Annotated in this window: 18 protein-coding genes; 13 read left to right on the top strand and 5 right to left on the bottom strand. The window is 38.3% G+C overall.

Going from position 1 to position 21,662, the window contains the following annotated elements; translation table 11 throughout:
- Position 1 precedes the first annotated feature (1 nt).
- From BV60_RS0114310 to BV60_RS0114290, 5 genes are all read left to right on the top strand, one after another.
- On the top strand, positions 2–1,126 hold the full coding sequence (locus BV60_RS0114310) for a polysaccharide pyruvyl transferase family protein (protein WP_029322808.1): 1,125 nt from the start codon (positions 2–4) through the stop codon (positions 1,124–1,126).
- A gap of 29 nt (positions 1,127–1,155) precedes the next feature.
- Complete coding sequence (locus BV60_RS0114305) at positions 1,156–1,824, top strand: ribulose-phosphate 3-epimerase (protein WP_156036104.1); 669 nt, start codon at positions 1,156–1,158, stop codon at positions 1,822–1,824.
- A gap of 72 nt (positions 1,825–1,896) precedes the next feature.
- Positions 1,897–2,667, top strand: coding sequence for a LicD family protein (locus BV60_RS0114300; protein ID WP_029322804.1), 771 nt, complete (start codon positions 1,897–1,899; stop codon positions 2,665–2,667).
- A 162-nt stretch (positions 2,668–2,829) separates the two neighbouring features.
- Complete coding sequence (locus BV60_RS0114295; protein WP_029322802.1) at positions 2,830–3,168, top strand: helix-turn-helix domain-containing protein; 339 nt, start codon at positions 2,830–2,832, stop codon at positions 3,166–3,168.
- Complete coding sequence (locus BV60_RS0114290; RefSeq protein ID WP_029322800.1) at positions 3,169–3,588, top strand: hypothetical protein; 420 nt, start codon at positions 3,169–3,171, stop codon at positions 3,586–3,588.
- A gap of 43 nt (positions 3,589–3,631) precedes the next feature.
- Here BV60_RS0114290 and BV60_RS0114285 read toward each other — a convergent pair whose 3' ends face one another.
- The 3 genes from BV60_RS0114285 to BV60_RS0114275 form a co-directional block, all read right to left on the bottom strand.
- A complete protein-coding gene (locus tag BV60_RS0114285; protein WP_029322798.1) occupies positions 3,632–5,176 on the bottom strand; it encodes a hypothetical protein in 1,545 nt (514 codons plus the stop codon).
- 74 nt (positions 5,177–5,250) lie between these two features.
- Complete coding sequence (locus BV60_RS0114280; RefSeq protein WP_029322796.1) at positions 5,251–6,048, bottom strand: hypothetical protein; 798 nt, start codon at positions 6,046–6,048, stop codon at positions 5,251–5,253.
- A complete protein-coding gene (locus BV60_RS0114275) occupies positions 6,035–6,844 on the bottom strand; it encodes a hypothetical protein (RefSeq protein WP_029322795.1) in 810 nt (269 codons plus the stop codon). The genes BV60_RS0114280 and BV60_RS0114275 overlap by 14 nt, the downstream gene beginning before the upstream one ends.
- Positions 6,845–7,093: 249 nt before the next feature.
- Here BV60_RS0114275 and BV60_RS0114270 point away from each other — a divergent pair, with 249 nt between their 5' ends.
- From BV60_RS0114270 to BV60_RS0114260, 3 genes are all read left to right on the top strand, one after another.
- On the top strand, positions 7,094–8,371 hold the full coding sequence (locus BV60_RS0114270; protein ID WP_029322793.1) for an ATP-grasp domain-containing protein: 1,278 nt from the start codon (positions 7,094–7,096) through the stop codon (positions 8,369–8,371).
- A gap of 84 nt (positions 8,372–8,455) precedes the next feature.
- Positions 8,456–9,685 carry an acylneuraminate cytidylyltransferase gene (locus tag BV60_RS0114265; protein WP_029322792.1) on the top strand — a complete coding sequence of 410 codons (1,230 nt, stop codon included), beginning with the start codon at positions 8,456–8,458 and terminating at the stop codon, positions 9,683–9,685.
- Positions 9,686–9,804: 119 nt separating this feature from the next.
- Positions 9,805–10,677 carry an N-acetylneuraminate synthase family protein gene (locus tag BV60_RS0114260; protein ID WP_029322790.1) on the top strand — a complete coding sequence of 291 codons (873 nt, stop codon included), beginning with the start codon at positions 9,805–9,807 and terminating at the stop codon, positions 10,675–10,677.
- Between the two features lie 104 nt (positions 10,678–10,781).
- On the opposite strand, the gene BV60_RS0114255 is transcribed toward BV60_RS0114260, so the two are convergent.
- Positions 10,782–11,918, bottom strand: coding sequence for a DegT/DnrJ/EryC1/StrS family aminotransferase (locus BV60_RS0114255; protein ID WP_029322789.1), 1,137 nt, complete (start codon positions 11,916–11,918; stop codon positions 10,782–10,784).
- Positions 11,919–12,124: 206 nt separating this feature from the next.
- On the opposite strand from BV60_RS0114255, the gene BV60_RS0114250 reads away from it, so the two are divergent.
- From BV60_RS0114250 to BV60_RS0114225, 5 genes are all read left to right on the top strand, one after another.
- Entirely contained in the window at positions 12,125–14,848 is a 2,724-nt protein-coding gene (locus BV60_RS0114250) for a hypothetical protein (RefSeq protein ID WP_029322788.1), read from the top strand.
- Between the two features lie 367 nt (positions 14,849–15,215).
- The gene (locus tag BV60_RS0114240; protein ID WP_029322787.1) at positions 15,216–16,082 is read left to right on the top strand and encodes a Uma2 family endonuclease; all 867 of its coding nucleotides are present in this window, start codon (positions 15,216–15,218) and stop codon (positions 16,080–16,082) included.
- A gap of 190 nt (positions 16,083–16,272) precedes the next feature.
- Positions 16,273–18,072 carry a glycosyltransferase family 2 protein gene (locus BV60_RS0114235; protein WP_029322786.1) on the top strand — a complete coding sequence of 600 codons (1,800 nt, stop codon included), beginning with the start codon at positions 16,273–16,275 and terminating at the stop codon, positions 18,070–18,072.
- Between the two features lie 357 nt (positions 18,073–18,429).
- Positions 18,430–18,765 carry a hypothetical protein gene (locus BV60_RS0114230; RefSeq protein WP_029322785.1) on the top strand — a complete coding sequence of 112 codons (336 nt, stop codon included), beginning with the start codon at positions 18,430–18,432 and terminating at the stop codon, positions 18,763–18,765.
- 179 nt (positions 18,766–18,944) lie between these two features.
- Positions 18,945–20,213 (top strand): UDP-galactopyranose/dTDP-fucopyranose mutase family protein, encoded by a 1,269-nt coding sequence (locus tag BV60_RS0114225; RefSeq protein WP_029322784.1) that lies wholly within the window; start codon positions 18,945–18,947, stop codon positions 20,211–20,213.
- Positions 20,214–20,323: 110 nt separating this feature from the next.
- On the opposite strand, the gene fliD is transcribed toward BV60_RS0114225, so the two are convergent.
- The gene (fliD, locus tag BV60_RS0114220; RefSeq protein ID WP_029322783.1) at positions 20,324–21,619 is read right to left on the bottom strand and encodes a flagellar filament capping protein FliD; all 1,296 of its coding nucleotides are present in this window, start codon (positions 21,617–21,619) and stop codon (positions 20,324–20,326) included.
- Between the last annotated feature and the right edge of the window lie 43 nt (positions 21,620–21,662).

Below are 21,662 nucleotides of genomic sequence, written 5' to 3'. Positions count from 1 at the left end.
TATGAGCAAAAAAGGAAAAGCAGCCATACTAACATGGTGTTATAACAATGGTAAAACTAATTATGGTCAGATTCTTCAATGCTATGCTATGCAGGAGATAGTAAAAAAATGTGGCTATGAACCAATTGTAATTCGATATAGGAAACCTACCCCTGATGAGAATGTGCTATTTAGAAATTCTTCTGAAAGACTACAATATGAACGTGATTACAGGATTCGTGTAATAGAAGGCGGTGAAAGCACACGAATTTCTCGGTTTATGGAATTTATCAGGAGTAATATCAAACTGTCAGATCAATGTTATACTACATCAGAAATTGCAGATGTAACTAAGAATTGTGAACTACTTGTCTGTGGGAGTGATCAGATATGGAATCCTTTATGGTTTGATGAGGTTTATTGTTTGAATTTTGCAAGGCTAGATCAGAGGAAAATTGCCTATGCACCTAGTGGTGTTTTTGATGAGACACGATCAGAATCTATTGATGTTTATAGGAGAATAGGTGCTCTTATTCGTGATTTTGATTTTGTGGCAGTTAGGGAGTCAAAAAGTGCCTCTATATTGCAAAGGTTTTCATCAAAAAAAATAGGCGTAGCGATAGATCCAACGATGTTATTAACTGCGGATGAATGGAATAATGTAGCAGGTAAACGCATTTGCGAAGAAAAGTATGTATTTTGCTATTCATTGGGAAGAATGCGTCCGCACAAATTATTGATGCATTACTTGATGAAGAAATACCATGCGGAAAAAATTTTATTTATTACATCGGGACATTACGATGAGGAGGATGAATTGGAAACAGAAGGTGTTTTCCATACTGTGGATGATGCTGGTCCAGGGGAATTCATTTCACTAATAAGGGGAGCAGAGGCAGTCTGTACAGATTCTTTTCATGGGATAGCTTTGTCTATTATTTATGAGAAACAGTTCTATATGATAAAACGAAAGGATCCGGACATAGAATTGTGGGGGAGTGCTGAACGTCAGCGTAATTTGCTTCAAAAGGTGGGAATTAACGATGATAGGACTATTAGGTCGATAAAGGAAATCGACGAAATGGCCGATATTAAATATGATGAAGTGGCTGCATATAGAAATGAGCCTTCCATACTGCTTATATAGGAAGGGATACTATCGTTATTAAGGAGAAAATAATGATTGAACTAATGGCATCTATGATGTGCGCAGACTATCGGAATCTTGAGAAGGAAGTCCGTGATCTTGATGAGGGAGGAATTGATTCTTTCCACATTGATATCATGGATGGTAGATATGTATGGAATTATGCAATGTCGCTAAATGATTTGAGATGTATCAGAGGACTGACTAATAAACCCTTGGATGTACACTTAATGGTAGAGCATCCGCTTAATACGATTGATTTATTTATTAATTCTTTAAGACCTGGTGATACGATATATATTCATCCTGAAGCAGAGTATCATCCTTCTACGACACTACAAAAAATAATTGATGCAGGGATTATTCCCGGTATAGCAATCAATCCGGGAACTAGTGTGGGAACGGTACAGATGTTGCTTCGGATTGTAAAAAAAGTTTTAGTAATGTCTGTAAATCCAGGGAATGCAGGCCAGATGTTCCTGCCTTATGTGAACGAAAAATATGAAAAATTGTTGCTCTTTAAGAAGGAGATGGATTTCGAAATTTATTGGGATGGTGCTTGTGGGATGGATAAAATAAGGGAATATGCGCCACTTGGAGTGAAGGGGTTTGTACTAGGCACTACGCTTTTATTTGGGAAAAATCGTCCATATAGAGAAATACTTAATGAGATTAGAATGGATGATGCACTGCAATAATCGTTTTAATAATACTAATCCCTTTAAAGATGCTATTAAAAGGGCAGTAAAAAGAGTCCAGGGTGCTAGCTTATGGGATATGAATTAAAGCATGTACAAAATCGTCTTGTGGAGATGGCAATTATAATTGAGGATATTTTTAATAGAAATAATGTTCCTCATAGTATTATAAATGGCACGCTTTTAGGTGCAGTTAGACATGGGGGATTTATTCCGTGGGATGATGATTTCGATTTTTGCGTTTTTAATGAGTACTATGATGTTGCGTTAACATGTCTTAGAAGGGAACTTCCGGATTGGTTATTTTTAGAGGATGAAAAATCGGAACCAAGGTATTTTCATGCATGGGCGCATGTGAAGGATTTAAAAACTATAGCGCGGTGTGATCATTATATTCAGGATAACTATTATTCTCACCATGGGTTATCAATAGATTTATATAGATTGGAGAAAGTTGTTTTAGGGGAGCAATACTGCAGGAAGGAAGATGAATTTTTTAAATACATAGTAAGGAGGCAGGCTTTAGGATTATTGGATTATAAGGAAATGCAAAAAAAATTGGAACAACTCAAATGGTGCACCCAAATGTTTTTTGAATTTGATTTAATGAAAGAAAGTCTTAGTTCAATAAACAGGGCGGTATATGCAGATTTATATATAACTAATAGATGTTTTGAGATAGATGATTTATTTCCGTTGAAGAAAATTAAGTTTGAAAATACTGAGTTTTTTGGACCTAATGATCCAGATGCAGTACTAACTAAAAGCTTTGGGGAATATATGACTTTGCCTCCGGAAGAGGAGAGGATACTTCATTATTCCAATGTTGAGTTTTTGGAGTGATTTTCTATTGACATAATTGTATTCAATAGTTTATAGCACGGAATTTACTGTTTTTGAAGTTGGGGATTTGTGTTAATATTGCGCCATGTTTTTTGTATGTTGTACCGACATTAAATATGGCGAACAGGTGATATAGTAATGATACATTGAGGAGATGTTTTTATGTCACGGGGTGAAGTGGGAAATAAAATCAAAGAATTACGGCAGAGTTACGGTTTTAAGCAATTGATAATTGCTGATTATTTAGAAGTTGATCAGAGCTTGATATCTCAAATTGAAAAGGGAGAGCGTGAACCCAGTTCTGGTATTATTAAGAAATTATCAGATTTATTTGACTGTAATGTAAGTACATTTATTGAAGGAAACAGTAAGAATAATCAGTTAAATGTAGTGTATAGATCAAAAGACATTACAAAGGAAGATTTGAAGGCTATTGCTGCAATTAATAGGATTGCGCTGAACTTGGAAAAGATGCAGCACTTGGAAAGTAATAAAACATAAATGGATAATGTTCGAAAACAAATCCAAAAACTGTCCATTTCTCATGATGGCAGTCATAAAAAAGTCCTCCTCTCAGTTCTTGGAACGGCAAGCCTTTTAAAAGATGGAGAGGAACTGGTTGATAAGCTCGAAAGGAATCTTGATGTTTATGAGGGAAATAAGGACAAGATTCTTTTGGTTTTCTGCGTCCAAAAAGGCATAGAAGAAAAGCTTAAGTTTATCAGGCAAGACCTTATAAAGCCATATCATGAGATTGTTCAGATGTATATGAATAGCGATAATTGCGTGGTTGTTAACTTCGATGATCTGGATGATATCTATGATATATGCGATGCGTATTATGGCGACTGGAGTATAGCTGCCTGGACGATGAATAAGCTTGAGAAACCGGTGATGATTTTGGATGCTAGTGTTGAATGAAGTTGCCAGCTAAATGGGAGTATTTTAAATAAATCGCAGAGAGTCATTGTCTCTCTGCGATTTCGTGTATTTTGTCCAGTACTTTTTGCATATCACTTTTAGTATCGGTTGAAAAAAGAGTCTGTCGTTTCGCAAATGCTTTTTCAGATTGCAAATTATAGAACTCTTTATCTGTTATGTATTTTAGTGTGGTGGCTATCATTTCGTCATAATCAGCACAGACGAAGTCTGGTCCTGTAAAGGATGCAACGTCGCAGTCAGGGAGTGTTATAACTGGAATTCTTTCGTTCATAGCTCTTGTAGCACCGCCTGATCCGCCTGCTCTTTTTGGATTCATGAAAAGGTCTAATATTTTTAGTATATTCAGAAAATCTTTCCTATAACCAAGTCTTAGTGAGCGACTTTCAATTATATCAGGTAGTTCCTTTTGGATATCTCCTATAAATACAAAAAACGCGCTGTCATTTTGCTCCGCAACAGATACCATTACACCTATGAACTCATCGTTAACCTCGCGTTCTATACGGTTCCCGATTATTCCTATGGTAAAGGCATCTTCCGGAATACCAAATCCTTTTTTTGAATAATCTATATCCTGTACCTCTTCTTCGGCACCAAATCCTGCGAAGTGGAAGAATAAAGTCTTTTGCCCCATTGCTTCAATATATTTTTCTGTTTCTGGAAGAATATCACCTGTCTGATATCTTGCAAGGAGGTGCGCGTCTGAAACTTCGTGGCCGTGAGTGACAGGCATGGCAACGTAGGTAGTCATGGATTTCCATATCTGATCCATTCTGGGGAGGCCATTTATTTGCCAGATGAATTCCGGGTGCATACTATAAAGCTCTCCGATAAAGCTAAGCATATCATCTCTGGAAGCACTATTTATATCAATTTGATAGCAATGAATCAGTTGACCGTGATAATCTATTGCATATGCGCCCCATCTGTCAGTGTAGTTCGGACACATGATGTCGCCGGTCCAGATTTTACTGAACTCTTCGGTATTTATGGGTTCGCCAATAACAACTAACAGAACTTTATAGCCAAAATGATTCTGCAGGTGATGACATGCAGATAATACGATGTTAGTAGGAGCGTGTCTGGAACCTAAGAGTTGATACGTCGTTACTACTGCAAATTTATGCTCCCTTTTTTCATAAGGAATCATCTCAATATTCACATCAAGTTCTTTCGTATATCTTTGCGAAATATATCTGTGAAGTGTTCTGCGAATAGCGTAGTCATCCAAAGCGCCGTTCAGGAAACGTTGATGATAGGTCTGGAAATGAAGTGCTGCAGACATATTCATATTTACAGCTCCGGTCATGATTATCTCTTCGACCTTATACATATATTTCATATCGGGAGCTGCCCAGTAAACAGCTGAGAGAATCATGAGATAGAGCTGTGGATCGGATGCGAAGCTTTTATCAAAAAGCGGCAAAAGCTCATCAGCATTCCAGCCATCGGTTTTAATTGTGGTTGAAAGCTTGGCAAGACGCGGCTCATAATTATCTGTTCTGTAGGGATAATCAGCTTCTATAACTGTTGAAATTAGATCGCATAAAGTCTCAAAGTTCTTCATGTTCCCCTCCGGATGTTTTAGAATTGCGAAAGTTGCTTGATTTTCTTTTGACCATTACATCATAACATATATATTTACCACATGTTCTTTATCACATCTCCTTTTGAAAATAGATTACCCTTCACATTGTTTTTTACAGGAGATAGTTGCTCTTGTTTTATCATGTAGGACAAATTTTGTCTTGTGCATTCAAGCAGTTCACAGCACTGAGTTGTGTCTAAGAGATTACTCCGGACAAATGCAAGAAAGTCCTTTGGTGAAAGAGGGATTTTGGTTCCGACTTTATAGAGCTCACTTGACGGGATGTCAATTGAATCGTTGAAAGTTATGGAGTAACCGCCTGTTCCTACTTTACAGGAATTAAACAGTGCATCGTTTGTAAGAATTTTGTTGATATCATGCGTGTGAGTTAATGATTCTATTTGTACCTTGCGGATTGTGTCGTCAGCAAAAAAGCATAAGATAGAATTGTTATCCAAGACTGTGCATTCAGTTAGATTGTGGCGTTGCCTTCTGATAATGTAGTCCGGTAAGATGTCAGTTTTTTTTATGAATAAATAGTCCTGAGAACATCTCCCATGAGACAGTTCTAAAAATGCCATTTCATCATATTCCTGTAGATGATGGTTTTTCAGAATGCTGCTAATATTCTGGCGTCCGCTTGGAATTATGCGTTCTTTTACCCATAGAAAGCTGATTTCTCGAGGAACTGTGAAAATGCCATTATTTACATAATTGGTGAAAAGAAGTGGCGCAGACCATTCATCAAGATTGTCTTGAAGTTCGATAATGAAGTTTTTTTCCTTCTCATAATAAAGAAGAATTCCTATGGCAATATTTTTTTCTTCATCGAAAATTTCATAGCTTTTCATATATCTGATACCTTTTGTTAATCATTTCCCAAATTTTTTCTATGTAAACATTGGATAATACCCCGTCCAATCCTTCAAATATGTAGGATTTGTCGGTTATGTCAAGCTTTCCGGAAAATAGATAATCCTGTTTTCGCAATAATTCCAAGTTTTCAAGGCAGGATTTCGAACCTATAAAATTTTGACATGGCTTATCAGCTAAAACATCAAATGCAATTGCGTCATTATCAGTCATACATGAATATATAAGTGACAGACCATGATCAAATAAGGGAGCAATTCTGAGAGTGTGTTTCCTTGAATTCCTCAGAATTTCTATGTTTGCACCATGCCTGTCTCTGTTAAGTATAATGAAATCGATGGCAATCATGCGGTCTATATACTCCTTGAAGCCTTGTCGGACGCAAAAATCGTAATGTGATTCGCCGGGATTTGCATTTACTGTATAATAGTTGTCTAAAGCTGTTTTGCTTTCGCCGCTTTTCTTAAAATCTTTAGAAGCACATAGGTGAGTTGTATATATCTTTCCCTCAATTTCAATATCAGCATATATGAGATCATAGCTTAAATGTTCTACACCAAGTATGGTTAATAATCTGTCTACGATTATTTCGTTTATGCATTCGTGTCCGATTACACCTTTTGCAGGATCAAAATTGGAGAGCTTATAATATGTTTTTCCTCCGCCTAGCGTGGATTCGGATTTCAAAAATGTGCCGGCAGTTCCGCTGGAGTTTCTTATGTGAGACCATTTTAAGAAAGTCAGGTCTTGCTTTTGAGATATTATTGATGCCATATTACATAATCCTTTTTGTCACAGTGTGCTTTGAAATGATACAAATAAAATATTTGACGCGCGTAAAATATTATTGCTAATTCAAGATTATCATTATATTTGTCGAACGTCAAATGTTATAGAGTGTAGCAAAGCAACTATTTTTTATGTTTTGTCAGTGATATAATAAATTGATGGATTTCAGAGATGAATGGTGTGTAAATTGAGCTCTTGGATTATTTTTATTAAAATTTTATCGAGGGGGACATTTTGCAGAAAAAGATACTGATATTCCCAGCAGGGACAGAGATAGCATTTGAAATTCAAAATTCTCTTAAATATTCTAAATTTGTAAAAATCTACGGAGGAACCAGTGCTTCGGATCACTCAGAATTTACTTATGAGAATCTGATAACAGGGTTTCCCTTTGTTGATGATGCAAATTTTCTTGATTTTCTCAATAACGTAATAGATGAAAATGAAATAGATTGCGTTTATCCGGCGCATGACAGTTCGTGTTTATTCTGCAGTGAACATGCAGATGAAATTCATGCGCAGGTGATAATTACTGATAAAACGACAACGGGGATTTGTAGATCAAAGAAAAAAACCTATGAGTTTTTTCAGAGTGAGGAATTTATTCCGGAAACTTATGCAACACCGGATGAAGTTATAAATTTTCCGGTTTTTATTAAACCGATAACAGGGCAGGGCTCAGTTGGTGCAAGGAAAATTATAAGCCGTTCAGAATTAGACATGAATTACAATTCGGATTATGTGATTTGTGAATATCTCCCCGGTGCAGAATATACGGTAGATTGTTTTACAGATGGTAATGGTGAGCTTCTGTTTTGCAGACAGCGCATGCGTGAGCGCATTAAGACGGGGATCAGTGTCAGGACAAGAAGTATGGACACGGATGATGCTGTAAGAAATATAGCTAACAGGCTTAATGGAAAGCTGAAATTTAAAGGAGCCTGGTTTTTTCAGGTAAAGAAGAATTTGAACGGTGAGTACAGACTTATGGAGGTTTCGCCCAGAATCCCTGGTACCGCCGGATTATACAGAAATACAGGGGTTAATTTCCCTATGCTCACATTGTTTGTTTTCTGGGGATATCCGGTTTCGATAATTGAGAATGATTATGACATAGTTTTGGACAGAGCATTTTACAGTGCTTTCAGAATTGGCATTGATTACGACTATGTCTACCTTGACTATGATGACATTCTGACGCTGGGGGATAAGGTGAATGCCGATGTGATGCGTTTTGTATATCAGGCAAGGAATAAAGGAAAGAGAATAATCCTTCTAAGTAAGCATTCAACTGATATCCATGCGGATCTGAAAAAGGCAGGAATTTCAGAAGAACTGTTTGAAGATATTCAGGTCCTCGAAAAAAGTGAAGAGAAAAGTGATTATATAAAAGAAACAGATGCAATTTTTATTGATGACTCTTTTGCTGAGCGTAAAAAGGTTAAGGAAAAATGCGGTATTCCGGTGTTTGATGTAGATATGATAGAGAGTCTTATTGATTGGAAGAGTTAAAACAGGTGTTATTTGATAAATAATACTTTTTGGACGGAAGAGGAAAATGCGTTCTGTAATGCATAGATTATTAGGAGCGGACATATGAATGTAGCATTTATACCGGTTCGTGGAGGGAGTAAATCAATACCTCTGAAAAATATAAAACCAATTTGCGGAAAGCCGCTTGTTTATTGGACAGTAAAGGCGGCATGTGAATGCAGTTATATCGATAAGGTCTATGTTGCCACTGACAGTGCTGAGATATGTGAAACGCTACAGAAGTGCTGCAACGAAGTCAGGAATGATAGGATTTTTGATGCCTTCAGTAAACTTGAGATAATCGGTCGTTCCGCGGAATCTGCCTCTGATACTGCACCAACTGAATTCGCAATGCTTGAATTTGCCGATAAATATGAGTTTGACAACATAGTACTGATTCAGGCGACTTCACCGCTTCTTACTGCTGATAATCTTGATAGAGGTTTTGAGACTTTTGAAAGCGATGATGTAAACAGCGTATTATCTGTAGTAAGGCAGAAGCGTTTTAACTGGAGCGTTGATGATGAAGGTTTTGCACATCCATCAAATTATGATGTGTTCCATAGACCAAGGCGTCAGGAGTTTGACGGATACCTTGTAGAAAACGGTGCTTTTTACATTACATCAAAAGAGCTTCTTATGGAGTCAAAGAATCGCGTTTCAGGGAATATAAAAGCAGTTGAGATGCCGGAAGAAACTTTCTTTGAAATAGATGAGCCATCGGATTGGGAAATTATTGAAGGACTCATGAGAAAGCGTCTTGGAGATAGAGCAAGCAAGCTTTCGAAAAATGACTCATGCTGTGACAATTTTGGAAGCAAACAGAAAATCCCTGAAATTAAGATGTTTCTGACAGATTGCGATGGGTGTCTTACGGATGCCGGAATGTATTATTCCCCTGATGGCGATTTTCTAAAAAAGTTCAATACAAAGGATGGCATGGGAATACGTCTTCTTCGAGAGAGAGGAATCCTTGTTGGTATAGTTACCGGAGAAAATGTCGATATAAATAAAAGGAGAGTTGAAAAGCTCAAGATAGATATTTATGAGCCGGGATGCAAGGATAAGAAGGGCGTAGTTGAGAGACTTTGTAAAGAAAACGGTATTATGCCGGAAAACGTGGTCTTTGTCGGCGATGATATAAATGATCTTGAGGCTATGGAATATGTGGGCTATCCATGTACTGTTGCTGACGGGCATAAGAGTGTTAAAGCGGTTGCAAAATATATCGCAAACGAACCCGGAGGGCATGGTGCAGTGAGAGAAATTATAGACCATATTCTTGGAGAGTAATATAAGTTTAGCTGCTTTATTTCATATCTACTGTATTCATTCTAAATCAGAATTATAAACAACTACACTGATATGAAATATTTACAGAATAAGAAAATAAAGAGATATGAGGGCAAGACATGGAATATAAAAAACCTATTGTTATCGCGGAGGCGGGATGTAACCACATGGGGCAGATGGATATCGCCCATGAACTAATTAATGTAGCGGCATATTTTTGCAAAGCGGATGCTATTAAATTCCAAAAGCGTTGTCCGAAGGAATTATTGACAGAGGAACAATATAATGCACCGCATCCAAATCCCTACAATTCATACGGAAAGACCTATGGTGAGCATAGGGAATTCCTTGAGTTTGATGCGGAACAGCATGCGCAGCTGAAAAAATGGTGTGAAGAGGTCGGGATAATATATTCCACTTCGGTGTGGGATATGACAAGCGCTAAAGAAATTACAGCTCTTGAACCCAGGTTTTTAAAAATACCATCTGCTTGTAATACACATTTTGAGATGCTTGACTGGCTGTGTGATAACTATGGCGGAGAAATCCAGCTTTCCTTCGGCATGACTAAGAGAGAGGAAGAAGAGCAGATAGTTTCTCTTTTTGAGAAGAAGGGCAGAGCAAAAGACCTGGTTCTTTATAATTGCACTTCCGGTTACCCGGTGCCTTTTAAGGATGTATGTCTTTTGGAGATAACCCGCATGCGAGAGCAATATGAGGGAAGAGTTAAAGCGATTGGCTTTTCCGGACATCATCTTGGAATAGCGGTTGATGTGGCTGCATATACCCTGGGTGCAAGTTATATCGAAAGACATTATACCCTTGACCGTACCTGGAAGGGAACCGATCACGCAGCATCGCTTGAACCTGATGGAATTCGTAAGCTTAAGAGAAATCTTGAGGCTGTACACGAAGCGCTGACATATAAGGACACTGAGATCCTGCCGATAGAAGAAGAACAGAGAAAGAAACTTAAATACAGGAAGCATTAGAAAAAGAACCTCGCTGCTGCGAGGTTCTTTAAAATTGATTACCAATCGCACGTTCATTATTGTATTCGGGAACTCATAAATAAGTGTATTCCCTTAGAAATGGGCTATTTATTTGGATTTATTACAATATCGATTATTCTGTCCTGGTCTTCCTCGCTTAAGTCCTCAAAAATCGGAAGCATAAGGACATGCTCTGACATATCACGTGCTATTTCTAAATCACATTTTTTATATTTGTTTTTAAAACATGCCTGATCAGAAGTGATAGGATAGAAATATTTTCTTGCAAAAATATTATGTTCTCGTAGTTTTATATAGAGTTCGTCTCGTGAACATTTATAGCCGTTACCTAATATTATTGGATAGTAGGCGTAATTACGAGTGGTATCTTCTCTGGGAGTAAGAAGTCTGATTCTTGGAACGCTAATGAGAGCAGAAGTATAGCGTTCACTGCAAATAGAGCGAGCTTTAATGGCTTGATCAATATGCTTTAAATTACAAAGTCCCATTACGGCACAAAACTCATTCATTTTTGCGTTTGCACCAACTTCAACAACTAACTCTTCTCCTCTTATTCCAAAGTTCTTTAAATTATACAGTTTGTCATATAATGTCGGGTCACTGAATACGGAGGCTCCGCCTTCAATAGTATTGAAAACTTTTGTGGCATGAAAACTGAAAACAGAGGCATGACCAAGATTACCTACGCCCTTGGATATACTATTGCCTTGAATATCTTTTGAAATTATTTTTTCGCCAAAAGCATGACATGCATCATAAATGACTTTGAGATTATATTTATACGCAATTTTAGAAATCACTTCATCGTTACATATGTTACCATAAACATGAACGGGCATAATAGCAACTGTTTTTTCGGTGATTAGATCCTCGATTTTACTCTCGTCAATTGTACCATCTTCAGGTTTGACATCACAAAATACAGGAACCAAGCCATTACGAACTATTGCGTGGGTGGTAGATATAAAAGTATAGGGAGTGGTTATTACCTCGGAACCTGTAGGAAAGCCAAAAGATTGCAGTGTTAACTCTAATGACATGTGTCCGTTTACCATTAAAGACACATTTGGAACATCCAAATACTCACGTAGTTTTTGCTCAAGTTCTCTATGGTATTTACCCATATTTGTTAGCCAATGAGAATCCCACAACGGTTTTATTGCTTCTGTATATTCTTCATAAGAAGGCATGGATGACCTTGTAACATGAATTATATCCATTGAAAATCTCCCCAATTTTGTTAATAAATAAACGGTTAAATACATTATATATGTTATCTGATGTATAAATTATTATAAAAGGATAAAAAGAAAATTAATTTATATAAAGTTAATGAATTTATAAGAGTTAGGTTAATCTTTTTGACATCATAACCGATATAATATATGTAAGTACCGGTATGACATGGATGTCGGAGGTGACCGTTATGAAGAGTAGATTTTTTAATACAATATTGGCAATTTCAATATCTTCGCTGCTGGTGGTAAGTCCATTGGCGGCTTTTTGTGCGTCTGAAGGAGAAGTTGAAAATGCAGCGGGTGATGAATATGCATACGATGAAACAACAAACAGTGCTGCAGGATCGGATGCTGTTATGGTTTCAGAAGATTCTACAGTCGTAGAGACTGCTCCGGATGAGACATCAGCTAAAGGCTATGAGGCTGCTGGCAATAATTCTTCAAATATTTCTGAAAGTGATAATAAAACAGATAGTTCAGTAGATGTATCGACATTGGAATCAGATGAGTATATAGACGGAATAGAAGATATTGATGAAGAGATTATTGCTGAACTTGAAGAAGAAGCAAGAGACAGCATTGATCTGGATGAACTTAAGGAAAGTATTGATCAGGAAGCTCTTTTGGAGCAGATTGATGAGGAAGAACTTCGTGCTACGATAGATATGACTGCTCTTGAAGCTGAGATTAATATTGATGAGCTCCTTGCGAAAATAGATGAAGCTGCATTGGAGCAGGAACTTGATGCCCTCGAAGCAGAGGAAAATGCAAAGAAGGACAATCAGGATGGTGCGGAATCTGCAAATGAAAATCCTGATGTAGAAAACTCTGATGATAAGGCTGCAGGTGATTTGGGAAATAAAGATGATGCTTCAGAATCAGATGAAAATTCTGAAGGCAATGCAGAAAATGATTCGGAAGAATACGATACGGAAAAACATCCCATGGATGTTACAAATATTTGTTATCCTACGGTAACAGGAGATTCACCATTTGACTATATCATAGATCCATTGCTTATTGTCTACGATTACGAAAATGGGCGAGACGATGGTGGAAATGTTGAACAGGGAGCAAATCTTCTTTTTAAAAACAAAAATGGTGCTTATGATTATTCTTCAACAAGTGATCAGGTTACTATAGAGAACAGAAGTAATATTCCTGTAAAAGTGAAGATTAATGTTAAGGCATCAAATATCGGAGAAATTGGTTTTTCAAATGAAGAGACGTTTTCTGATTCTACAAACTGTTCTATTTACATGGCCCTTGTAGATGACCGTGGCAATATCATCCCTATCGATTCCACAGGAAAAGCAGAACTTGACGTAGAACTCGAAGCTGCGCCTGAGGACGCTTATATCTATAAGAAAGACGAGACTACAGGCGGATATACTTATGAATTTAGTCAGATGCCGGATAAGATCAGATTTGATTCTATCTCATTTGGTCTTTTTGGTCGCTGCAATGAGGACGCTGTATGGTCCAAGGTTGACAGCTGTCCTGATATTAAAGTTACCTGGAAAGCAGATCCTATCCTTACCGATTGGGAAGCTGTAAATGCAAAGAAGGAAGCCGCACAGAAGCTTAAGGAAGAGGCTGAGAAGAAACAGCAGGAAGAAGAGCAGAAGAAGCAGGAAGAGAGAAAGACAAAGCTTGATAATCTCAGACAGGAAAAGCTTGCGGAGTTGAAGGATGCTGCGCTTGCAGAACTGGTGGACAAGAAACTCGCTGAGCTTAAGGAAGACAAGCTTTCTGAACTTGTTAATGAAGAACTTCAGAAACTTGCTCAGGATGAATATAAGAGAATCAGAGCTGAAAAGATAAATGATTATATAGAAAAATATAATGCTAAAAAGGCAGAAGAAGCTGAGAATAAGAAAGCTGCAGAAGGTAATGGCACAGCGTCTGAAGGAGATGGAGTGACAAATCCTGAAGGCAATGGCAAAACAGATTCTGATTACGAAGTTATTGATGAAAACGATTCTGATGAGAATGGCAAGACAGAGGGAGAAGGCTCCTCTGAGAACGGTTCAATAAGTGAAGAATCCGGAAATGAGAATGCTAATTCTGGGGAAAAACAGAATGCGAATGGTGCAGAGGAAGAAAACTTAAGCAGCGAAAATAGCGATGCTGTGACAGAAAATAAGGATGATTCAGGTAATGGTGAATCCAAAGAAGCAGGTGCTGAAAATGGCGAGTATACAGATGTAGGATCTGAGGAAGGAAGTACATCCGAAGCAGGTTCTGATGAAGGCGGTTACACAGAAGAAGCTACTGAAGAAGGTGGCTATATTGATGGCGGCCTTGGAGCAGAATCGCAAGCTGAAGGTGCTAATGAAGGTAATCCTGAAGATGCAAATCCTGAGGAGGCAAACGGAGAATACAGTAATGCAGCAAATGACGGAGCTGATGCCGAATCACAGGGCGAATACAGTGAAGAGCCTTCAGGAGAAGAATATGTAACAGAAGAAGGTGATTTGGATACACTGGATTCTTCTCACGGTGATGATGACTATTATATAGACGCCAGCGACGATCCGTTCTCTGATGAGGAAATAGGAAGCTCCGATGGTTATTCTGATGAGAACACATCTGATGACAGTGAGTCGGATGAAGATGGCGATTCAGACGATGACAACTATTCTGATGAAAACGGCTCTTTTGAGGGCGGCAATTATTCTGATGGAAACGGTTATTCAGATAGTAGCATCCCTTCTGACGGGAATGGTTACCACGATGGCGGAATCATCTCTGATGATAATGGTCAATCTGATGGCAGCTACGAAGATGGTGGTTCACATGAAAACCACTATCAGGACGGACCATCCTTTGATGATAATAACTATGAAAATAATGAACGTGCAGGTGAAGTAATCCCCGGGAATTTGAACATTCAGGGAGCATCTTACTAATGGGCTGTACTTTATCACGCTTATAATTTGCCAAATTGTTTGCCTATAAATATATATAGTTTTTTGATTTTCCTCAGAAAATCAAGAACCGGATATGGATCAATATTTTCTTTATTTTGCGTTTTCAAAATCCATGGCAATGCTATGCACTGCGCATAAAAGACTTGTGACATAGGATTATATATAAAAATGATTGAAGCTACTCCTAAAAAAATAGGGGTAGCTTTTTGCGGTATTATACAGGCAAATGGGTGGTAGAATCTTGTTTATAAAGTAATGACATCTTGAATATTTGATTCAATAAATGATAAAATATGATATCATATGCTATAACAAACTTTGAAATGATATCATAGGAGTCTTAGATATGACCATAGATGAGATGAAAAACATAAAGGAGTCAAGAGGGTACAGTTTTGCGGTTCTCTCTGAATATACGGGTGTCCCTGCGATTACTTTGCAGAGAATTTTTTCAGGTGACACCAAAAAGCCAAGGAAGGCAACTCTTGACGCTATTGAGAAGGTGCTTACAGGTGATGAATCTGTTTATTCCGGGAAGGCCTATTCGTATGAGAGAAACAGTGTTTCGTATGGACTTTATGAGCCTGAGCGCAGAAGCGAACTGAATGAGAAAACATTTTCATACGGAGCAGAGGGCAGGACGGATAGTAAGACTTCTCAGAGAGATAAATACACATTAAGGGATTACTATAATCTACCCAAAAGTCAGTGCATGGAATTGATTGACGGTGTTTTTTATGAAGTGGATATGCCCGGGGTTATTCATCAGATAATAATCAGCAGATTTTTAAAACGGATGGCGTGTTATCTGGATGGTATGAAAAGTGGTATTGCCATGTGCTTTCCTGCAAATGTCAGGCTGGACAATGATGATATGACTATGGTAAAACCGGACCTTTTTATTGTTCTTGATGAAAATAAGATTACGGATGACTTTGTAAACGGCGCTCCTGATTTTGTTCTGGAAGTGATATCACCTGCTAGCAGGAAAAAGGATATGTTTATTAAAAGCGTGAAATACTGTGAGGCGGGAGTAAAGAAATATTGGATGATCGATCCAAAAAAGAGAACGCTTATCTCATATGATTATATGGATGAGGATATTGCACCTTCCATTGTGCCACTTTCAGGAGAGAAATCCATGGATCTTTATGATGAAGAATTGAAGATTAATCTTGATGAAATAGCAGAGGTTATTGACAGATTTAAATGAATAGTTCGTATAGCCGGTATATCATTTTTCTGTTAGCAATATCTTTTTTGCTTACTACAGAATGTGCTATACTGCGCGGTCTTCATTTGTTTTTTGGAATTCGGTTTCAAATTGTTAATGATAATTGTGGGATAAACTGAGAAATTCATGGTAAGAGAGTTTCCTTTAGATTGAATTGTGGGGGATAGAAATGGCGGCTCATACGATTGAAAAAGAACGGGAATCAGCTGAATCATTCATTTTGCGTGCAGGAGAATTTGAGCAGCAGGGGAGCAGCATAGACGAATATGCGGTGCTTATTGAAGGCCTGAGAGCGCATTATGATAATTATGAACTCTATTTTATGTTAGGCCTGTATTACAGGTACAGGAATCCGGACCTGGCTTTTTTGTGCCTTGAAAATGCACTTCATTACTGCGATGAAACGGAAGATGAAAAGATAATACGTGAAGCACAAAATGGGCTCCGTGACAGGACGGGTGTACGCGGAACTTCGATTGTTATAGTTTCCTACAACGATCTTGAACTCTGCAAAGAGTGTCTTTATTCAATAAGAAGATATTGTGCTGACGAGGCTTATGAGATCATAGTAGTTGATAATGCATCTACTGACAGTGAGGTTATCCGTTTTCTTAGGGAACAGGCAGACCTTGATAGCCATATAAAACTTATTCAGAATGAGAAAAATGAAGGCTTTCCTGCCGGATGTAACAAGGGGCTTGCTGCAGCTAATCCTGAAAATGATATATTCTTTCTGAATAATGATGCTGTTCTTTTGCCTAATGCTTTATTCTGGCTCAAGATGGGGCTTTATTCTGATAGAAGAAACGGTGCGGCAGGTGCTGTTACCAATTCAGCACCGTCTCAGGAGGTGTCGACAGAGTCTATTGAGCCTTACCTTTCCAGGGTCAAGGTAGGAGGAGCACGACCGCTTACTGATATTTCAGCAAATGTTATTCCTGCTACCGGTAAACAGAAAATGCCTCATAACAAGATGTTTAACGGAACTTCCGGAGATAAAACAACTTCTGAGGGCGACCGGTTTTTTGAAACTGGTGATGCGAAGGGTATGATTTTTGAGCACCGTTGGTGGAGGACTATAAGTCTGGATGCTGCCCTTGAAACAGCAAAAAGCTATGCGAAGGATCACAATGTTCCTATGTGGAATCCTATTGAAGTAAGATGCAGGCTGACCGGCTTTGCTGTTCTTGTAAGGCGTGAAGCGATAAACGGACTTTTGATCCCTCATAACGATAAAGAGCTTCATTCTGCAGATTATATGTTGTTTGATGAGCGATTTACACCCGGTTATTTTGAGGATGATGATCTGGGAATTCGACTGTGCCTTGCCGGCTGGCGGCAGGTGCTTTGCCATAATGCTTTTATATACCATCATGGAGGAAGCGGATTCGGAGATAAAAATGATGCTATGGAGAGGTCCCGCGAAAAATTTATAGAGAAATGGGGCTTTGATATGTGGAATTACACGCTCCCGGAAGATGAGAAAATAACAGCATTGCTTGATGCTATTATACAAAAAGAAGAGACTAATAATGCTGACACCGGAAACACCTGCAACGATGCAGGTGTTTCCGAAAAAACCAGAAAGAAGAGTGATGAGGCAGATGACGGCACAATAAAAAATACGTCCGGGGAAAAACTGCATCAAAACACAGATCTTAAGTTATATGATAAGGTTCTTCGTATTCTGGATATTAGTGCCGGAATGGGAAATACACTTTCTGCAATTAAATACCAGATGCCGGGCAGCTTTACTGCGGGAATTACAAACGTTGATGTCTTTGCCGGTCTTTCCCAATATATGGCAGATGATATGATATCAGGGGATCCCGAACTGGTTACTTTTCCCTGGCCTGAGCACAGCTTCGATTATATACTGACAGGCGATGCGCTTATAAATGCAACGGATTCTGAGAAACTATTTAATAAGCTTGAATTTTATTTAGCTAAAAATGGATGTATTTTGTAAACTGGTGATAAAATGCTCACGAAAAAGCGGAAAAATATTTCAAAAAAATTTCAAAAATTTGTATGTAATTTCGTTTAATATTTTGAAATTTTGTAATTATTCTAAAATTTCAAATCAGAGATTGTCGGCTGAGTGAAAATTACAGAAACGAAAAAATGTGCATGAGTGCTGAGTGGAACATAGAAAATTCAGAATTCATGCACTTTTTGTCAATATGTCCAAAAATCGAAGATATATTTATTTAATTTTATTACAAAATTTAAGAAAAAAATAAGTGACGAAAAAACGTTCATACGTTATACTTGTTTATGCTACAAAAAGACGTAATATCATGTAGTAGAAATAGGAGGTAATGATATGACGAAGGCTGAAATACTTAAAAGAGAAATTTTAGCACAATACAAGAGTGTCAGACAGTTTGCGATAGACATGTCGATTCCATATAGTACATTGGTAACAGCACTGGATAGAGGTATAGAGGGTATGGCTTACGGAACGGTTATACGTATGTGCGATAAGCTTAATCTTAATCCTGTAGATTTCAGTACTCTTGAAAAAGGCACAGACCTTGGTAATAAGATTGTTGAGAACCGTGTTATGCAGCAGTATGTTAAACTCAACAAGGTTGGACGCAAGAAGGTACTTGATTACATGAGTGACCTTACCGCACTTGATAAGTACCAGGCACCGTAAAAACCTCACTCATCATATGCAGGTTATTTTTCCTCCGGAATATACTTTCCGGAGGTTTTTTTTTTAAATAACGTTACGATATTATTTTTAGGGAAAATATAATATAATACATATTGTGAATGAAATGATATCCAATGAATATAGTAGCTGGGTACATTTATAGACGAGGAGAAATGAATATGAAGTATGATTATTTGGTAGTTGGGGCAGGACTTTTTGGTTGCGTGTTTGCGCATGAGATGGCAAGAGCAGGCAAAAAGGTGCTTGTAATAGATAAAAGGGATCATATAGGCGGTAATATTTATACGGAAAACCGAATGGGTATAAATGTTCATAAGTATGGTGCTCACATTTTTCATACCTCTGATAAGAAGGTGTGGGAGTATATAAACCGCTTTACAGAGTTTAATCAGTACATCAATTCCCCTGTAGCGGTATTTCACGATGAGCTTTACAATCTTCCTTTTAATATGAACACTTTCAGTAAGCTTTGGGGAATCCGTACTCCGGATGAGGCTAAGGCTATTATCGATGAGCAGGCAAAAAAGGAAGTTAAACGTATTCTTAAAGAGCGTGCGGCAAATGGTGATGAGGAAGCAGCTGAGCAGCTTGAAGTAGCGGCTGCAAGCGGACAGGACATCAGAGAAGGCTTTGAGGCAGCAAACCTTGAAGAGCAGGGACTTTCACTTGCCGGAAGAGATGTATTTGAAAAACTTGTAAAAGGCTATACCGAAAAACAGTGGGGGAAAGACTGCAAAGAACTTCCTGCATTTATAATAAGAAGACTTCCGTTTAGATTTATTTATGATAACAACTATTTTAACGACAGATTTCAGGGAATTCCTATGGGAGGCTACACTTCTATAATAAAGAAGCTTCTTCTACAGGAGTCTGCAGATGCTGAATGTGAAAAGAACATAGCGGGAAGCATTGAGGTTATGACGAACACTGAATTCAAGCAGTTTATGAAAATGGATGGAAATGTTCCTGCAAAGCCTTTTGAATCACAGTCAGGTGACAGTTTTGAAAAAATCCTTTTCACAGGTATGATTGACGAATTCTTTGGATACAAGCTTGGCAATCTTGAATACAGATCCCTCAGATTTGAGACTAAAGATCTTCCCGATACTGACAACTACCAGGGAAATGCGGTTGTCAATTACACGGAACGTGACATTCCATATACCAGAATCATCGAGCATAAGCACTTTGAATTTGGAACAGGAAAAGGTACGATCATCACCAAAGAGTATCCTGCAGACTGGAAGCCGGGAGATGAACCTTATTACCCGATGAATGATGACAGAAACAATGCTCTGTTCGCGGAGTACAAAAAGCTCGCGGATGATTTTGGAGATGTGCTTTTTGGCGGACGCCTAGGACAGTATAAGTATTACAACATGGACCAGGTTATCGCTGCAGCCCTTGAGATGGTAGAAAGCATGTAATAAAAAAGTGCGATTAAATCCATTTTAGTTAATGTGATTTGATCGCACTTTATTGTTTAAGAAGAGTACTAAGCAAGGTAATTTCGAGCTTGTAATGTGCTTTAAATAGCTTAGCAATAGTTGTTAAACATCATTCCGCTGTATTCGGATGTTATGTAAGGTGATGGATTGTCGCCACCATGCGGATCCTTGTAATTGAAAACAGGTCTTTCCACATATTTCATGGGATCGATGGAAATCTCATCCGTCTTCTCCTGTAGTGCCTTTGCAAATTCCTGGAGAGGTTCAACTACTTCCTTTGGAGGCCCGGCTACTGATTTGTCACGCAGACGCTGTGGATTGTAATCAATCCGTCCTTCTTCCGAAAGAGAAATGCCATAATCATCTATATTTCTAATATGATGTTGTGCAATTGAAACTGTTTCGCCGACCAGTTTGGAACTCTTAAAACCTGTATTATGGACATTGCTTACACTATCGATAAAGCTGTTGTATCCGTCTATCAGAGAACGTACATTTTCAACCAGCGCATCGCTTTCGTTTTTAACACCGATAATGACAGGAGATCCCGGAGCTGTAGCTGCTCTTAAGGTAATATCAAATTCATTTCCGACCGTAAATCGGTTGGAAGAGGAGCTGTGTTCGGTTCCGTTTAGTGCAAAGCGGGCATTTGTGGGCTCCTGAGCTATAAGGTTAAGACCAAAATAGGAGACACTGTTTGGGTTTTCCGAATTTTTGGATTCTGTTATATCAAATCTCAGATTTTGTCCGGGTTTAACACCTGTATCGCTGGATCCGATAATTATGGTGCTTCGACCTGCAGCATCCTCCTGCATTCCTGCAATAAGTCCGACTCCGGCTTTATTTATAAGGCGTGATAACTTTGCCTGTATATCGTGATTGGTATCGCCATCCCTTATGCTGTACTGGAATTCAAATTCGTGACCGTTTATACCAACATTAAATGCGTAGCTTCCTTTTGGAAGTGAAACATCCTCGTCAGGTGGAAGAAAATGTCCGGCATTTATCTGATTGGTCGCAAGATGGAAAACATCTATATTAAATTCTTTAGTATTACTCTGACCTTTTCCTACATATTCAACAGTAACGTTATCCGGTTCTGAAGAAACCGCCGATTTTTTGCCAAGAGTTGAGTTTTCTTCACTGCTGATATTTTCAAGCTGGCTTTTCAGTACCCGGGCATGCTCTTTAAGACCCACGGCCTCAGCCTGGGCATTATCATCCTGTTTTAAAACATGAAGAGGGGATTTCTTATTGATTTTTGCGATAGATTTGTAGACACTCTGCAATTCGCTCTTTTTGTGCTTGTCTACATTCGCATTTTCTTTTGCAACGTATGTTGATGCAAAATGGTTATAAGCTTCATTAACATTAATGCCTGCCATGCTGCCCCTCCTTTCTTCCTTGATGTCGTGCGAGTGCTCCTGC

It is taken from the genome of Butyrivibrio sp. AE3004 (genome assembly GCF_000703165.1).
Lineage (GTDB): Bacteria > Bacillota > Clostridia > Lachnospirales > Lachnospiraceae > Butyrivibrio.
This window is presented reverse-complemented; position numbering and strand designations above follow the sequence as displayed.

Excerpts from the sequence above, each read along its gene's own strand:
- BV60_RS0114250 (WP_029322788.1), top strand. The coding sequence starts at position 12,125 with ATGAAGAGTAGATTTTTTAATACAATATTGGCAATTTCAATATCTTCG.
- BV60_RS0114310 (WP_029322808.1), top strand. The coding sequence starts at position 2 with ATGAGCAAAAAAGGAAAAGCAGCCATACTAACATGGTGTTATAACAAT.
- BV60_RS0114240 (WP_029322787.1), top strand. The coding sequence starts at position 15,216 with ATGACCATAGATGAGATGAAAAACATAAAGGAGTCAAGAGGGTACAGT.
- BV60_RS0114265 (WP_029322792.1), top strand. The coding sequence starts at position 8,456 with ATGAATGTAGCATTTATACCGGTTCGTGGAGGGAGTAAATCAATACCT.
- BV60_RS0114235 (WP_029322786.1), top strand. The coding sequence starts at position 16,273 with ATGGCGGCTCATACGATTGAAAAAGAACGGGAATCAGCTGAATCATTC.
- BV60_RS0114260 (WP_029322790.1), top strand. The coding sequence starts at position 9,805 with ATGGAATATAAAAAACCTATTGTTATCGCGGAGGCGGGATGTAACCAC.
- BV60_RS0114280 (WP_029322796.1), bottom strand. The coding sequence starts at position 6,048 with ATGAAAAGCTATGAAATTTTCGATGAAGAAAAAAATATTGCCATAGGA.
- BV60_RS0114285 (WP_029322798.1), bottom strand. The coding sequence starts at position 5,176 with ATGAAGAACTTTGAGACTTTATGCGATCTAATTTCAACAGTTATAGAA.
- BV60_RS0114300 (WP_029322804.1), top strand. The coding sequence starts at position 1,897 with ATGGGATATGAATTAAAGCATGTACAAAATCGTCTTGTGGAGATGGCA.
- BV60_RS0114295 (WP_029322802.1), top strand. The coding sequence starts at position 2,830 with ATGTCACGGGGTGAAGTGGGAAATAAAATCAAAGAATTACGGCAGAGT.
- BV60_RS0114230 (WP_029322785.1), top strand. The coding sequence starts at position 18,430 with ATGACGAAGGCTGAAATACTTAAAAGAGAAATTTTAGCACAATACAAG.
- BV60_RS0114275 (WP_029322795.1), bottom strand. The coding sequence starts at position 6,844 with ATGGCATCAATAATATCTCAAAAGCAAGACCTGACTTTCTTAAAATGG.
- BV60_RS0114255 (WP_029322789.1), bottom strand. The coding sequence starts at position 11,918 with ATGGATATAATTCATGTTACAAGGTCATCCATGCCTTCTTATGAAGAA.
- BV60_RS0114290 (WP_029322800.1), top strand. The coding sequence starts at position 3,169 with ATGGATAATGTTCGAAAACAAATCCAAAAACTGTCCATTTCTCATGAT.
- BV60_RS0114225 (WP_029322784.1), top strand. The coding sequence starts at position 18,945 with ATGAAGTATGATTATTTGGTAGTTGGGGCAGGACTTTTTGGTTGCGTG.
- fliD (WP_029322783.1), bottom strand. The coding sequence starts at position 21,619 with ATGGCAGGCATTAATGTTAATGAAGCTTATAACCATTTTGCATCAACA.